This is a genomic window from Enterococcus sp. AZ167 (genome assembly GCF_051714025.1).
In the GTDB taxonomy this organism is placed as follows: Bacteria; Bacillota; Bacilli; order Lactobacillales; family Enterococcaceae; genus Enterococcus_D; species Enterococcus_D casseliflavus.
Window position 1 is genome coordinate 403422 of record NZ_JBIORB010000002.1, and the last position, 15282, is coordinate 418703.

Below are 15282 nucleotides of genomic sequence, written 5' to 3' on the forward strand. Positions count from 1 at the left end.
TATGGCAGATCCATTTGGTTTTTTAAAGTACCCAAGAGTAGAAAATCCTACCCGACCAGTGGCAGAACGAATCGAAGACTGGCAAGAATTACAGACGCCATTGCCTGAAAATGAGCGTCAAGAGCAAGCAGCACGCTGTATGAACTGCGGGATTCCTTTTTGTCATACCGGTTCTTTTTACGGGGGGCAACGAGCGGTTTCAGGTTGTCCCAATGACAACCTGATTCCTGAATGGAATGACTTGGTTTATCAAGGGCGTTTCCAAGCCGCTTTTGAGCGTCTTGCCAAAACCAACCCATTACCTGAAATGACTGGTCGTGTTTGTCCAGCTCCTTGTGAAAAAGGCTGTACCGAAGCATTGAATGGCTCAGGTGTCACGATCCACGACAATGAACGCTTTATTATCGATACTGCTTTTGAAAATGATTGGGTCAAAGCCTCGGGATTGCCTCAAGAAGCGACTGGGTTCAAAGTTGCCATCGTCGGCAGCGGACCAGCTGGTTTATCCGCTGCATGGCGCTTGAATCAACTAGGGCATCAAGTGACGGTCTATGAACGCAGTGATCGCTTTGGCGGTTTACTGATGTACGGTATTCCAAATATGAAATTAGATAAAGACGTCGTTCAGCGACGGATTGACTTGATGGCAGAGCTAGGCGTGACCTTTGTCGCTAATACGGAGATCGGTCGTGACTTGTCAGCAGAAGAATTGGCCGCTCAGTATGATCGGGTCATCTTGGCAACAGGAGCTAGTGTTCCTCGTGACTTGAAGATTCCAGGTCGTGAATTGACTGGGGTGCAATTTGCAGTCGATTATCTGACGGAAGCAACCAAAGATGTGTTAAAGCATGGCAAAGCGGCAACAAGTAAAAAACTTGCTGGCAAACATGTTATCGTGATTGGTGGCGGCGACACTGGAAATGACTGTATTGGTTCAGCGATTCGGCAAGGAGCCGCTTCTGTGCGTCAATTGGAGATCACGCCCCAACTGCCATTGACACGGAACAACAGCAATCCTTGGCCAGAATACCCAATGACAGCTCGCACAGGATATGGGCAAGAAGAAGCGGCTGAAGTGCTACAAACACAAGTGACGTATCATGGAGTGTCCACAACGGCCTTTATCGGCGCCGAACGCGGCCAGTTGATCGCCATCGAAACGGTCTCAGTAGATCAACAGTTTCAGCCGATCCCTGGCACAGAGCAAGTGATCAAGGCGGATTTGGTCTTGCTGGCAATGGGCTTTGTTGGTGCAGAGACCCAACTCTTCGATGCCTTTGGTGTGCGAGAAGTGTACGATGATTACACGACGAACAATGAACGAGTGTTAGTCGCAGGAGATGCCAAACGAGGACCGAGTTTAGTCATCTGGGCGATTCGTGAAGGACGCTTAGCGGCAGAAAAAGTCGATCAAGCGTTACGATCGTTGGTGTATCAATAAGCAATCAATAAAAAACAACCTGAGCAGCTATTCCTCCTTCTGAATTAGAAGGGGAGCAGCGAAATGCTCAGGTTGTTTGCCTGTTAAGCGGTTGGTTCAGATGGATGGGGCTTTGACAGCTGTTCATTTTTTTCCATTGCTGCCTTCGGTAGGCGAATCGAAAAGACGATGGTTTCATCACGGCTTTCCGCCCAAATCTTTCCACCTAATGCTTCAACGATTTCTTTGGCGATCGGCAAACCAAGACCCGTCCCACCCGTCGCTGTTGCTCGGGAAGCATCCATGCGGTAGAAAGGCTCAAAAATCAAGCCGATCTTTTCAGCTGGGATCGTTTTTCCTTGATTGGTCAAACGAATCAGGATATCATCAGACTCGCTGATGGCTAATCGCAAAGGGGAGTTAGGATAGCTATAATTGATGGCATTGCGGATCAAGTTATCAAAAACGCGTTCCATTTTCTCCGTATCAACGGTCGCAAAGACTTTTTTCTGTAGCTGAAGTTGCCAATGGAGGTTTTTTTCTTCTAACAGCGGCAAAAATTCAAACGTCAATTGTTCCAGCATCAAGCTCAGATCCGTGGTTTCAGTTTGCAGGGCGATCGTTGTAAGATTAAAGCGGGTGATTTCGAAAAATTCGCTGATCAATAGTTCCAGCCGTTGGGCTTTTTGCAAGGCGATCTTCGTATAGCGTGCGCGTAGTTCGGTAGAAAGCTGCGGTTCCTCTTCTAAAAGCGTCAAATAGCCGATCACACTGGTCAAAGGCGTTCGTAAATCATGTGCGAGATAGACGATCAAATCATTTTTTCGTTGTTCCGCTTCTTTGGCGGCTCGTTGATCCTGTAAGTTTTTCTCCCGCAACTGGTTCATTTCTTCTTGCACATCAATCATATTGCTGGAAAGAACGATTCGCTTCGTGGGTTCGGCAATCAGTTGGTTTGTGGCTTGGATCGTTTCATTCAAACAACTGATAGCTTTACTCATATAATAAATCGTTGTGCTCACCCAAATCAGTAAGGCCCCGATGGCTAAGCAAAGAAGCCAATAGTCAGCAAAAAGACGTAAAATTTGATAAATGGGTTCATAGCCATACCAGACCCTCATTCCAGCAACGAAGCGTACTGCGAAAGGAATGATGATCAAGATCGCCATCAAGATGCCCGTGGTGATAAAGTATTGGGTCAAGAGCTTGCGGATCAATGGACTTCTATTTTTCAATGATATAGCCGACCCCCCATACGGTTTTGATTAATTTCGGTTTGCGGGGTTGTTCGTTCAGTTTTTCCCGCAAACGGGCGATATGTGCCATCACTGTGTTATTGTTGTCTAAATACTTTTCTTTCCAAACTGCTTCAAAAAGGGTTTCCGAGGCAACGACCGATCCTTGGTGTTCAAATAAGTAAAGCAAGATTTTAAATTCGATGGGGGTCAAGAAAACCTCTTTGCCATAAAGAAAACATTGGTGGCTGTTGATTTTCAACAGTAAGCCTTCCTTTTCGTATTCTTCAATCTTCTGGGGATTCGCTGACTGGTTGTAACGCTGGTATCGCCGCAGCTGCGTTTTGACCCGAGCAACGACTTCTAAAGGATTGAAGGGCTTGGTCACATAATCATCTGCCCCAAGGCTTAGACCGGTGATTTTATCCAAGTCTTCCCCTTTTGCCGTGAGCATCAGTACTGGGAAAAAGTGGGTCTTACGAATTTGCTGCAACAGCTGGAAGCCGTCGATATCCGGCAGCATCACATCTAAAACCGCCACGTCGACCGTTTCTTTTTCAAGATAGGCCAAAGCGCTCGTTCCATCATAAAAAGGTTCTACTTGGAAGCCTTCATTCCTTAGAAACGTCGTGACTAACTCCGCGATTTCTTTTTCATCATCAACAACAATTATTTTTTCTGCCATCCTTGATTCACTCCAACTATCTACGATCATTTTTCATTTACACTACCATTTACTCTACACCCATCATACCGTAATCGGTAAGCGAATGCATTCGTTTTCTACTTTGAACTAGAGGTGATGCGGGAACCTAGGCGGCTGATCAATTCATTGGTAATGGTTTGTGCTTGATCAGCGGTAGTCGTCCAATCGCTGATTACTTCGAGCGAACTTTCGACCGCCAGTTCTGGATAGTCCGTTAAATCGATCAAGAGCATATCCATACAAACCAACCCAATCTGCGGGAGTAAAGCACCTTGATAAGAAAGTTGGAACCCTTGGTTTGATAGGGCACGTGGAACCCCGTCGCAGTAGCCGATGCTAACGATCCCGATCGTGGCTGGTCGATCAAAAACAGTGCCTAATCCATAGCCGATCGCTTCACCAGCGGCAACTGTTTTTTTGTCTACCAGTAAGGCTTTGAGTGTCAAAATTGGCTGTACGTTTATCTTCTGCTTCGTTGGTTCGTTCGGGACGCTCAATGAACCAGTTAGAAGAATACCTGGACGTACATAATCATAGTGTTTCTCTGGGTAATTTAATATTCCGTAGCTGCTTTGCAGATGTGTCAGTCCATAGGCGATATTTCTAGCGGATAAGCCAGCCAACAGATCATCAAAACAAGTGATTTGGGCTTGTGTCCGCAAGATACTTGCCGTATCCAGCTGATCTGAAGAGCCTAGATGGGAAAAAATGCCCGTGATCTCGAGAGATGGCAAGGCGTAAAGTCCAGTAACTGTCTCAAGATCAGGTGCAACGCCTAAGCGGTGCATACCAGTATCTACCGCTAAATGGCATTCGATCGGAATGCTTGTTTGGGCTAAAGCATGCCCATGGGCCTCACTAACGATGGTTTGAATCAAGGAATAATGTTTCAGCTCTTTGGCACGTTGGGCAGAAGTGTACCCTAAAATCAGTAAGCGACTTTTGATGCCAGCTCGCCGTAATTCAATGGCTTCTTCAAGGGTAGCAACGGCAAAGAAATCAACGCCGGCTCTTTCTAGGGTACCGGCGACCGTCTTCGCATCACAACCATAAGCATCCGCTTTAACCACCGCCATCACTTTTGTTGTTGCTGGGATCAATCGCTTGATTTCCTGCAGGTTGTGCAACAAAGCGGGGGCGGAAAATTCTTTGGCTGCTCGCTGCAATTTGGGCGGCGTTTTTTTCGAAAACGGGAACAGCTTCTGCAAAACAAAGAGACCTTGCACCACCCCAATGGTCAGTCCTAAGACCACGAAGAAATTGATCAGATTGTTTTGCAGCAAGGGCAGCTTTTGACTAAGAAAATGGGTCACTGCAATGGTATAAGGATGGAGCAAATAGAGCCAAAGGGACAGTCGACCCGCTTGTTTCCAGATTATGGGTGCTTGCCATTGCTGGATGATCGGAAATAAAAACAACAGGACGAAGGGCAAAAAAACATACATGCTGTCATGTTTCGGCGTGGTAAAGTGATGCAAAAGGTAACTTTCCAAAAGCAAGCAAATCAGAGTGATCAGCAGATAACTATAGCGATGGGAAGAAGCTGGTTTCTTGGAAAATCTTCTGGCTAGTACCCCTAAGATCAAAAACAAAGGAGCAAAGAAAATGCCGTTGCGAGTTCCATCCAATAGTTGAAAAATCAGTGAATAGAGTGGCGTAATGGGTGTTTGTGCAGCCAGGCCAGACCAACTGTCCCCACCTAAACCAACCACATACAAACCGACAGCAATGAAAAACACCTGCTTGAAAGAAAGCCGTGTCAAGAGGCCCATCACTAGTAGACTGCCGGTAATGATCGCAGGAAAATACCAAAGATGGTAAAGAATGCCAGTGACCAACAATGTTTGGATAAGGGTGCCCAGCGGCATGTTCAACCCAAGCATGCCGCTGTACCAAGCAAGCGGTAAAAAGAGCAGTGTGGCTATGAGGTAGACTTGCAGCTGCTTTTTAATAAACTGCCAGACACGCTGTCTGGCAGGATAGCTGTTTTGGGTGGCAAAGTCGCTGAACACGTAATATCCGCTGATCATAAAAAAGAAGGGAACGGCAATTCTGAAGAGCGTCAACGTGATCAGGATATCACCGTCAGGCCATAAGTGATGAAGAGGCAGACAGTGGATCGCCACCACCATCATCGCCAAAATCACCCGGAATTGCTCGATTCCTTGATTCTTCTTCATGCGAACTGCCTCGCAGTTTGTTCAAGGTATTGATGGTATTCTTCCAAGGTCCACTGTTGACTGGCGATGATTTGACTATGAGGCAGACCGACATAACGAAAATGCCATGGTTCATAGCCAATCCCTGTAATCTCCTGTTTGTCTGCGGGATAGCGTAAAATAAACCCATAGTTCATCATTTCCTGGGTAAATAAATCGGCGGCTGCGCTGTCACGAAATCGTGGGCAGATCAAATCATCCTGGCTGCCCTTTAAACCAACATCGATCGCTAAGCCTAACTGATGTTCACTGCAACCGGGCAACGCCACAAATTGTTTCGTATAGGCTAGCCCATTTTCTTTCAAGGAATATTCCCATAAATACCGTTGCTGCTTTTCGGTTCGGTAGCCATCTAATAAGCAGATCTCGTCTTCAAGCTTTAAAGCTTTGACGAGCCGTTCCCATTGTTTGGCTGCTTCTGGCTGCAAGTAAACCTCGTCTTCGCTGAAGGCAGCAAGGACTAAATGAGGGGGTTCTTGGTTTTTTTCTAACGGAAATTCTTTGCTAACTAACTGTAGATAGGGATTCATTTGACTTCCTCCTTTGCTAAGACAAGCAGTTTTTGTAGTAGTTCTTGATAGGATAAGCCGACCGCTGCCATCATGGCAGGATAGCGGGAGTGACTCGTAAAGCCCGGCATAGTATTGATTTCATTCAAGTATAGTTCTCCTTGATCCGTGACAAAAAAGTCGATGCGAGCAAGACCTTTAAGACCAAGACTACGATAGAGCAGCTGAGCTTGTTCTTTGACCTTGGTTTCAATCGTTTCAGGCAATGGCGCAGGGACGGTGATTTTGGCGCTGATCAGCTGGTACTTTTCTTCAAAATCGAAAAAGCCGTCTACTAATGAAATGGCGTCACAAGCACCGACAGTCAAAGAGTCGTTGCCCAAAATACCGCAACCGATCTCAACACCGGCAATATTTTTTTGTAGGAGCACTGCGGAACAATAAGTAAAGGCTTCTTTTAAGGCAGAAGCGATTTCTTCAACGCAGGTGACTTTAGTGATCCCTTTTGAGGAGCCCGCTTCATTAGGCTTAAAGAAAACTGGAAAGCCATGGGTCTGGATAAAAGCTTCGATTTGTTCTTGCTGGTTGGCTTGATTTGTCAAGAGAATCGTAGGAGCACTTTGTACGCCAATGGCTGCTGCAGCTTGATGCAGCAGCCATTTGTTCATACATAAGGCAGAGGCTGCCACCCCGCAACCTACATAAGGCAGCTTCATCAATTCAAACAATCCTTGGATACTGCCATCTTCCCCATATTTGCCATGCATAATGGGAAATAAAACATCAGGTACCAACGTTTGCTGCTCTTCACTTAGCCAAAAGCCGTTTCCTTCAAATAGCGGCTGTATTTTCTGTTTCTGTTTCGTATCCAACAACCACGTGTCTTGTCGGATGTTTTCCAGTTCTCCTGTATACAAGTACCAATCCATAGCATCTGGGGCGATCCCGATCAAAGAGAGGTCGTAGTCATAGGGAGATGATTGGAGTGCTTCGATTGCGCTAGTTGCTGAAGCTAAAGAAACGGTGTATTCCGGTGAATTGCCTCCAAAAATAATGGCGATTTTTTTCATGTTTTTCTTCCTTCCGCTTTTCGATTCTTACTACATTCAGTCTATCAAGGAAAGAAAAAAGAAATTTGCGGGCTTACTGGTATCTTTCTTTTCTTTTTGTGATGAAATTCTGACGAATTTATGACAAAAGGAAAGCGACAGCTGCCGCTCCTTTTACACCAGAAAGAAACTTGCCTTTGAAGTAGAAAAAGCTGCCATAAGATGGAGTGGAAAAAATAGTGAAAAAAGAGCACTCTGAAGGAAAGGGGGAGGCAATAGCAGGAACGTTGACACAAAAAAAGCACGCCAAAGCATGCTTTTTCTTTTTGATGAGGGCTTTTCGATTATTATACGATTCGCTTATTGTGCGTAATGCGCACGAGGACCACCAATATATTTGGGCCGTGATCCCAGAGCTGTGACATGGGCAGCGCCGAGGGACTTGATAGAGGGACGGATCGGGATTTGAACATGTTTGACATGCATGCCGATTGCTGTGTCGCCAATATCGATGCCAGCTTTTGCTACTATGTGCTCCACTTCAATAGGCTCATCGAACAGCTGGAAAGCGGCAACTGAGCAAGCACCGCCTGCATGCAACTGGGGCACTACTGCGACTTCTTCTAATTGATATAGTCGAGCCGTTTCACGCTCAACAGCTAAAGCCCGATTGAGATGTTCACAGCCTTGAACGGCTAAATGAATATTTTTGGGACGCAAGATCGCTCGTAGTGTTTCAACGATAACCATGCCTACTTCTTGACTGGAATTTTTGCCAATCAAGCCGCCCACGACTTCACTTGTTGAACAACCAAGGACAAAAAGATCATTTTCACCAACATTCGCTGTCGTAATGACTTCTTCAACGATCGTAGTTAAATCCGTTTTTAATTGATTGATATCTGTCATAAGAATCACCTTTCATTTAAAGAAAACTTTTTCGTGCGGCGCAAGGCATGCGTCAGGGGTAAAGCAACGATGCTGCCAAAGACCGTTTGGATCAAATTACTTGGGATCGAGGCGATCCCAGCGCCTAAACCGAATAGCAAAACCGTTGCTGCTGCATAGCCGGCGATCATGATTAAACTGCCGACAATGACGGCTGCTAGTGGCCGATGGCTCATTCTACCTACGATCCAGCCTTGCACACCATGGATCACGATGGAAAAGAAGGCCCATTCAGGGTAACCTGATAGAAAATCAATGATGCCGCCGCTCATTCCACCGACGAAGGCACCGGCGCTAGGTCCGAACAAAAGGGCCGAGATATAGATCCCTGCTTCACATAAGGTCACAAAGCCCTTCGTTTGCGGAACAGGAATGATAAAGGTCAAAGAAAGTGCGCACGTGAGTGCCGTCAGCATAGCGATCGTCGTTAGGTTTCTTACTTTCATAGGTGTTCCTCCTTTTTAAAATAGACGAGCTGATTGACGTTGCCAGAGGTACCTAAAGGCAGACCGTCTTCAATCCCTGCCCAAACAAATGCTTTTGCGGTTTGGATAGCTGCTTCCAACGAAGTGCCTTTAGCAAGCATTGCGGCAGTCGCTGATGAGAGGGTACAGCCAGCACCGTTGGTTGTGGTTCGCGTACTTTTTTCTGCCTCAAAAACGGTAAATTGTCCTTCTTGATACAAAACATCATAGGCTGTTTCCCCAGTTAGTCGACTGCCACCTTTGATCAGAACATTTGGGGCACCAAGCGCATGGATTTTTTTTGCCGCCGTTTTCATCTCTGTTAAAGAGGTAATGCTTTGTCCAGATAAGTGTTGTGCTTCGAGCAGATTAGGTGTCACTAATGCTGTGTAAGGAAACAATGAGATCAATCCTGCTTGATAGGAGTGGTTAAAGGCAGTATCTCCTTCTTTGAAGGCGAGAACGGGATCGAGCACGATCGGTCCGGTAAATGTTTGTAAAAAATCTCGCAGCAATTCAATGATGGCCGTTTGATGAAGCAGCCCGATTTTGATTGCATCTAATACGACCGAACGCAGTGAATCCAGCTGTGCTTGGATCACGGGCTCAGGGAGATCATGGAACATAAGATCATCCTTGATGGCGACCACACATGTTAATAGGGCATGGCCAAACACCCCGAATTCCTCAAATGTTTTCAAATCAGCCGTCATGCCGCCACCTGCCAAACTGTCGAGACCGGCGATCGATAAGACTTGTTTCATGTCTGCTGCTCCTTTCATTTCTCATTTCTTTCTATTATAAACAGTCGGTAAAAAAGAAAAACGGCCAATTGGATGTTTTTTCCTCATCCAATTGACCATTTGCTTATTTCTCATTTAGTAAATCTCGCTCACGATACCATTCATCGGGACGCCAGATCCATTCAAAGCCATCGGCAGCTAAGAGATCATAGGCTGCTTGGGGGCCCATCGTTCCTGCGGCATAGTTTGGAAAATCAGGTGTTTCTTGGTCCCAAGCGTGACGGATCACATCAACGATGCGCCAAGATTGGGCAACTTCATCCCAGTGGGTAAAATTAGTGCCATCACCGTTCAAGGCATCTAGAATCAGTTTTTCGTAAGCTTCAGGGGTGTTTTCGACGATTTCAGTACTATTTCGGTAATCGAGCTTCACTGGCAATGTCTCAAACCCTTGACCAATTTCTTTTCCGTTCAAGGAAAGAGAGAAGCCTTCCGTCGGTTGAATGTAAATCGTCAGCACATTCGGTGCCAAACTCTCGATTTGCTTTTGTTCATTCAGGTCTTGCTTAAAGACATTGACTGGGACTTGTTTAAAGACAATGTTGATGCGAGTGCCTTTTTCCGTCAACCGTTTCCCAGTGCGCACATAAAATGGTACGCCGGACCAGCGGAAGTTATCGATCAAAAATTTCCCAGCAACGAAGGTTTCCGTTGCCGATTCTTCATCCACATTGGCTTCTTCACGGTAGCCAACAAATTTCTTGTCTTCTAATTGTCCTTTATCGTATTGCCCACGAACGAAGTGTTGTTTCACTTCTTCTTCGGAGTAGATACGGATCGCATTTAAGGCTTTGATTTTTTCTGTCCGTAATTCTTTTTCAGAAAAAGCCACTGGCGGTTCCATGGCTAATAAGGAAAGAATCTGCAGAATATGATTTTGGACCATATCCTTCAAGGCACCGCTCTTATCATAATAGCCGCCGCGTTCTTCTACGCCTAAGTTTTCTGCGATATTGATCTGAACATTGTCAATGTAACGATTGTTCCACATTGACTCAAAAATGTTATTGGCAAAACGAATCGCAGAAATATTTTGGATCATTTCTTTTCCTAAATAGTGATCGATTCGGTAGATTTCTTGTTCCGTAAAGACTTGATTGATCTCTTCATTCAATTCTTTTGCTGAATTATAGTCGCTTCCAAACGGTTTCTCGATGATCACCCGATGGTAGCCGTCAGTATCCAGCATTCCTTGGGATTTCAAGTGAGAAACGATCGTCCCAAAGAAATTAGGGGACATTGCTAAGTAAAAAATCTGATTGCCTTCTAAATGGTATTTCTGATCTAAGGTTTCCGCCAAATCCTTTAATGAATCATAATGGCTCGTATCTGTTACATCATGTGATTGGTAGTAGAAATGAGAAGCGAATGTCTCTGCTTGTTCTTGTGAGTCACTCAACTCTTTGATTGTACCTATCACCACTTCACGATAGTGTTCATCCGACCAAGGACGGCGTGCAGTACCAATGACTGCAAAATCTTCTTTCAAATCGCCTTTTTTGTACAACCGAAACAAAGAAGGATATAGTTTGCGTTGGGCAAGGTCGCCCGTACCGCCAAAAATCGTAAAAAGGACCTTTTTTTCCATCATCTTCACTCCTTACAGTTTATCGACAAAAATCGTGCTGGCGGCTTTGTAGCTGACAGCAATTTCTTTTGTGTCATTTTTGATCGTAATCGGACCCTCGTATGCTGCCGCATCGATGATCTCGTATTCTTCATGAATATTCAATTTGATCGAAACGAGATAATCCAGCAGTTCTCGTTCGTCAAGGACACGGGCGATACGAATCTTGGTTCCTACCGGATAAGAACTCATGGTGTTTTTTTCGCCTTCGTGAATGAGTTCTCCTTGTTCAGGAATCATTCCCCCATGTGGGCAATACCGAGGATGATCAAGGTAGGCTTCTAAGCGGCTCGCCAACGTTTCTGAGGTGACATGTTCTAAAACTTCTGCGTCATCATGAACTTCATTCCATGAATAATGCAGGTGCTCCACAAGAAAGACTTCCCATAAACGATGCTTACGAATGAGGGCACTTGCAGAAGCTAAACCAGTTTCAGTCAACTGTACCCCTTGATAAGGTGAATGTTCCACTAAGCCTTCTTTTAATAATTTTGAAATCATTTCACTTACTGAAGCTGCTGAGACGTCCAGACCTGACACGATTTGTTTGTTATTGATCTTCTTTTGGTCACCACCAAGCTCTAAGATGAGCTTTAAATAATCTTCACGATTTGGTGTCATCGGATCCATCCTCTCTTATCAAAGACTATCAAAGTAGATTTTATCAAAAAAGCCAGCTGATTACTATGAAAAAAGCCGCCGGTTCTCAATATTCTATGTAAAAAGAAGACCGAGGGGAGCTACTCCACCTCAGCCTTTTTTTATTAAGCCCAATCACCATTGCGGAAGACAGGAACTGTGGTGCCATCTTCTTTGATGCCATCGATGGACATTTGGTCAGAGCCGACCATGAAGTCTACGTGGGTTTGGCTGCGGTTTAAACCAGCCGCTGCCAGTTCTTCTTCACTCATCTCAGTGCCGCCTTGTAAGCTGAAGGCATAAGCAGAGCCTAAAGCCAAGTGGTTTGAGGCATTTTCATCAAACAACGTATTGAAGAAGATGATGCCAGATTGTGAGATAGGGGAAGGGTCAGGGACTAAAGCGACTTCACCTAAAGATTTCGCTCCTTCATCGATCGCTAGCAATTTGCCTAACACTTCTTCGCCTTGTTCTGCAGAAAAGTCCACGACTTTACCGTCTTTGAAGGTGAATTTCATGCCAGAAATAATCGTTCCTGCGTAGCTCAATGGTTTCGTACTTGAAATATAGCCATCGATGCGACGATTATCTGGGGCAGTAAAGACTTCTTCTGTCGGCATGTTCGCCATGAATTTTTCATTGCGGGTGTTGTAGCTGCCAGCACCTTCCCACAAGTGATTTTTTGGTAAGCCGATGATCAAATCGGTACCCGGTGCTGTATAGTGTAATGCGCTGAATTGTTCTTTGTTCAATTCTTCTGCCTTGACTTGCAGTGTTTCATCATGTTTTTTCCAAGCAGCAACAGGATCTTCTTCGTAGATACGCGTCGTTTTGAAAATTTGATCCCATAGCTTGTCTTGTGCTTCTTCTGGGGAAGCATCAGGGAACACTTTTTGTGCCCAATCTTGACCTGCAGCAGCAACAACGGTCCAGCTGACTTTGTTGGCTTGTGTTGCTTGACGCAGTTTCATCATCGCCTTACCAGAAGCTGCTTGGAAAGCGGCGACCCGATCTGAGTCAACGCCCGCTAACGCATCGGGATTGGCAGAAACGACACTGATGCGGCTCGCACCTTTTTCGACCCAATCTTCTGTTTGATCAATTTTGTGTTGAGGGATCGTAGACAAACGATCCTCAGCTGCATGCGCAAGAAATTCTTTTTGAACCACATCGTCGGTCCATTGAACGATTACTTCATCAGCGCCTAGCTCATACGCTTTTTTTGTCAATAGTCGAGCTAACGGTGCTTGGTCCACGGCGATTTGGATGACGATGGTGTGCCCTTTTTGGACATTCACACCAACTTCTGTGATCAGTTGGGCATATTTTTCAAGGTTCTGATTAAAGTTTGGTAAAACCATTAAAATTCCTCCATTTATTCTAAAATTATAACTGTCTTCATGATAGCACTAAGTATTTTTGAAAACAAACGAAAAAGAGAGCAAAAAAACAGAGGTCTTCAAATTGAAAAACTGGAAACACTAGGGGCAATAATTTTAAAAGTTTTTTTGCAAACTTAAAAAAACATGATACAATAAGTAAAAGGTATTTCTGAAAGCGATGTATAGCAGAATTAAGGAGATTAAAAAATTATGGCAAGAAAGAAAACTATTACTAGAGACCAGATTTTAAAAGCTGCCTATGAAGTTGTCGCAACCGAAGGATTTACACGTTTTACCGCACGCAATATCGCAGCGAAGATGAAATGTTCAACGCAACCGATCTACTTAGAATTTAAAAATATGGATGACTTAAAAAATGCATTGATCAATCAGATTTACGACTACTTAGCGACAGAAGTTTTTCCAGTTGAAAGACGGGGAGATGTCATCGTTGACTTAACGTTAAATTATATTGGCTTTGCAAATAAAGAAAAACGATTATACCGAGCGCTATACTTAGAAGAGCATGGTGGTGGGGATTCCATGCAGCAGTTTTCATTTGACCTTTTTGTGAAATCAGTAAAAAAAGAACCAAAGTATCAAGATCTATCGGACGTGAAATTACAGTCCTTGCATACTGGTGTCTGGATCGTCGCTACTGGCTTAGCGGCATTGATGTCTTCGGGGATCATTCATCCCACAGAAGATCAGATTGCTAAGCTGATGACGGAAACCACCGATAATATTTTAGCAAGAGAAACACCCATCGATATCAGTTATCATTAAGCAAACAAGAAAACCTCCGACAGAATCAAGTGATTTTGTCAGAGGTTTTCTTGTTTTATTCTGCAAATGCTTCCGCTAGCTTTTTGGCAAAGGCTTCTAAGTTTTGAATATCGTCTTCTTCCGCAGCCAAGTCGACCTTGACGCTATCTGCCCCTTTTGTTGCACCAGTCTTACTAAAGACGGCTTCAAAGTCATCGACGGACTTACAAAAGTCATCATAAAACGTATCGCCAGAGCCGCAGACCCCAAAGATTTTGCCACTTAAATCAAGTTCTTGCAAATCTTCGTAAAAATCGACGATCTCATCAGGCAATTCACCGTCACCGTATGTATAGGTTGCGACGATACAGATATCGGCGTCTTCAAACTCATCGGCATCCACTTGGGTACACTCATTCATTTCAACTTCCATGTCAAGATTTTCAAGGGCTTCAGAAACGATATCTGCAATTTCTTCCGTATTCCCCGTCATACTCGCATAGACGATTTTTGCTAAAGCCATGGGCTTTTTCCTCCAATCTCATTCCTATTCTCAAGGAAAACTCTCTTACAGATTATAGCAAATGCACGAAAGATTGAAAACAAAACTTGAAAAACTCTTTACAATGTCTGTGAATTTTGTAAAATAAGGGATTTCTATGGTAAAATAAGAGGAATTTAATTAAGGGAGACGAGAACATGATTACATTAAAATCTGCCAGAGAAATAGACCGCATGGCCGAATCCGGCGCGCTGTTAGCAGATGTCCACAAACAATTACGCAGCTTCATCAAACCTGGTATCACCAGTTGGGATATCGAAGTGTTTGTCAGAGATTATATTGAAAGCCATGGCGGAATTGCCGCCCAAATTGGTTTTGAAGATTACAAATATGCCACTTGCTGCAGTATCAACGATGAGATTTGTCACGGGTTCCCCCGAAAAAAACCATTGAAAGATGGCGATCTGATCAAAGTTGATATGTGTATTGATTTAAAAGGCGCCATTTCTGATTCTTGCTGGAGTTATGTGGTAGGAAACTCGACGCCTGAGATCGATCGTTTAATGGAAGTAACCAAAAAAGCGTTGTATCTAGGAATCGAACAAGCCCAAGTTGGCAACCGAATCGGTGACATCGGTCATGCCATTCAAACCTATGCGGAAAAAGAAGGCTACGGTGTCGTGCGCGATTTCGTAGGACACGGCATTGGCCCAACGATCCATGAAAGTCCGATGATTCCTCACTACGGAGAAGCCGGCAAAGGGTTGCGTTTAAAAGAAGGAATGGTTATTACCATCGAACCTATGATCAATACAGGGACGTGGAAAATGAAAATGGATCCTAACGGCTGGACCGCCTATACTCTAGATGGTGGCTTAAGTTGCCAATACGAACATAGTTTGGCGATCACCAAAGAAGGGCCACGCATTTTGACTTCTCAAGGAGAAGAAGGAACCTACTAAATTTTGGCGGTAGGAGACTTCTGATTGTTACGTATGACAAAGAAAAAAAGGC

At 44.5% G+C, this 15282-nt stretch carries 15 protein-coding genes; 3 read left to right on the top strand and 12 right to left on the bottom strand.

Annotation, left to right across the window (positions count from 1 at the left end):
• The first annotated feature begins 1 nt into the window (after position 1).
• The gene (locus IGJ05_RS13575; RefSeq protein WP_081116380.1) at positions 2-1441 is read left to right on the top strand and encodes a glutamate synthase subunit beta; all 1440 of its coding nucleotides are present in this window, start codon (positions 2-4) and stop codon (positions 1439-1441) included.
• A gap of 83 nt (positions 1442-1524) precedes the next feature.
• On the opposite strand, the gene vanS is transcribed toward IGJ05_RS13575, so the two are convergent.
• The 11 genes from vanS to IGJ05_RS13630 form a co-directional block, all read right to left on the bottom strand.
• On the bottom strand, positions 1525-2655 hold the full coding sequence (gene vanS / locus IGJ05_RS13580) for a vancomycin resistance histidine kinase VanS (protein WP_438725285.1): 1131 nt from the start codon (positions 2653-2655) through the stop codon (positions 1525-1527).
• Complete coding sequence (gene vanR-C, locus IGJ05_RS13585; protein ID WP_005228837.1) at positions 2645-3340, bottom strand: vancomycin resistance response regulator transcription factor VanR-C; 696 nt, start codon at positions 3338-3340, stop codon at positions 2645-2647. Before vanR-C ends, vanS begins: the two co-directional genes overlap by 11 nt.
• Before the next feature lie 98 nt (positions 3341-3438).
• Positions 3439-5541 (bottom strand): membrane-bound serine racemase VanT, encoded by a 2103-nt coding sequence (gene vanT, locus IGJ05_RS13590; RefSeq protein ID WP_438725286.1) that lies wholly within the window; start codon positions 5539-5541, stop codon positions 3439-3441.
• Positions 5538-6110, bottom strand: coding sequence for a D,D-carboxypeptidase/D,D-dipeptidase VanXY (vanXY, locus tag IGJ05_RS13595; RefSeq protein WP_061053864.1), 573 nt, complete (start codon positions 6108-6110; stop codon positions 5538-5540). The genes vanT and vanXY overlap by 4 nt, the downstream gene beginning before the upstream one ends.
• A complete protein-coding gene (gene vanC / locus IGJ05_RS13600; RefSeq protein WP_275854116.1) occupies positions 6107-7159 on the bottom strand; it encodes a D-alanine--D-serine ligase VanC in 1053 nt (350 codons plus the stop codon). The genes vanXY and vanC overlap by 4 nt, the downstream gene beginning before the upstream one ends.
• A 339-nt stretch (positions 7160-7498) precedes the next feature.
• Positions 7499-8047, bottom strand: a complete 549-nt coding sequence (locus IGJ05_RS13605) for a TIGR01440 family protein (RefSeq protein ID WP_015510154.1) — start codon at positions 8045-8047, stop codon at positions 7499-7501.
• A 5-nt stretch (positions 8048-8052) separates the two neighbouring features.
• Positions 8053-8532 (bottom strand): ECF transporter S component, encoded by a 480-nt coding sequence (locus tag IGJ05_RS13610; RefSeq protein ID WP_015510153.1) that lies wholly within the window; start codon positions 8530-8532, stop codon positions 8053-8055.
• Positions 8529-9314: a bifunctional hydroxymethylpyrimidine kinase/phosphomethylpyrimidine kinase gene (locus IGJ05_RS13615; protein WP_438725287.1), complete on the bottom strand. Its 786-nt coding sequence runs from the start codon at positions 9312-9314 to the stop codon at positions 8529-8531. Before IGJ05_RS13615 ends, IGJ05_RS13610 begins: the two co-directional genes overlap by 4 nt.
• Before the next feature lie 103 nt (positions 9315-9417).
• A complete protein-coding gene (gene zwf / locus IGJ05_RS13620; RefSeq protein ID WP_015510151.1) occupies positions 9418-10944 on the bottom strand; it encodes a glucose-6-phosphate dehydrogenase in 1527 nt (508 codons plus the stop codon).
• 9 nt (positions 10945-10953) lie between these two features.
• Entirely contained in the window at positions 10954-11601 is a 648-nt protein-coding gene (locus tag IGJ05_RS13625) for a metal-dependent transcriptional regulator (RefSeq protein ID WP_015510150.1), read from the bottom strand.
• A gap of 143 nt (positions 11602-11744) precedes the next feature.
• Positions 11745-12980 carry an aminopeptidase gene (locus IGJ05_RS13630; RefSeq protein WP_015510149.1) on the bottom strand — a complete coding sequence of 412 codons (1236 nt, stop codon included), beginning with the start codon at positions 12978-12980 and terminating at the stop codon, positions 11745-11747.
• Positions 12981-13211: 231 nt separating this feature from the next.
• Between IGJ05_RS13630 and IGJ05_RS13635 the strand changes: the two genes are divergently transcribed.
• Positions 13212-13787, top strand: a complete 576-nt coding sequence (locus IGJ05_RS13635) for a TetR/AcrR family transcriptional regulator (protein WP_005228861.1) — start codon at positions 13212-13214, stop codon at positions 13785-13787.
• 55 nt (positions 13788-13842) lie between these two features.
• Here the strand turns inward: IGJ05_RS13635 and IGJ05_RS13640 are convergent, their stop codons facing one another.
• Positions 13843-14289, bottom strand: coding sequence for a flavodoxin (locus IGJ05_RS13640; protein ID WP_015510148.1), 447 nt, complete (start codon positions 14287-14289; stop codon positions 13843-13845).
• Between the two features lie 176 nt (positions 14290-14465).
• Between IGJ05_RS13640 and map the strand changes: the two genes are divergently transcribed.
• Positions 14466-15230 carry a type I methionyl aminopeptidase gene (map, locus tag IGJ05_RS13645; protein WP_005228863.1) on the top strand — a complete coding sequence of 255 codons (765 nt, stop codon included), beginning with the start codon at positions 14466-14468 and terminating at the stop codon, positions 15228-15230.
• The last annotated feature ends 52 nt before the right edge of the window (positions 15231-15282 follow it).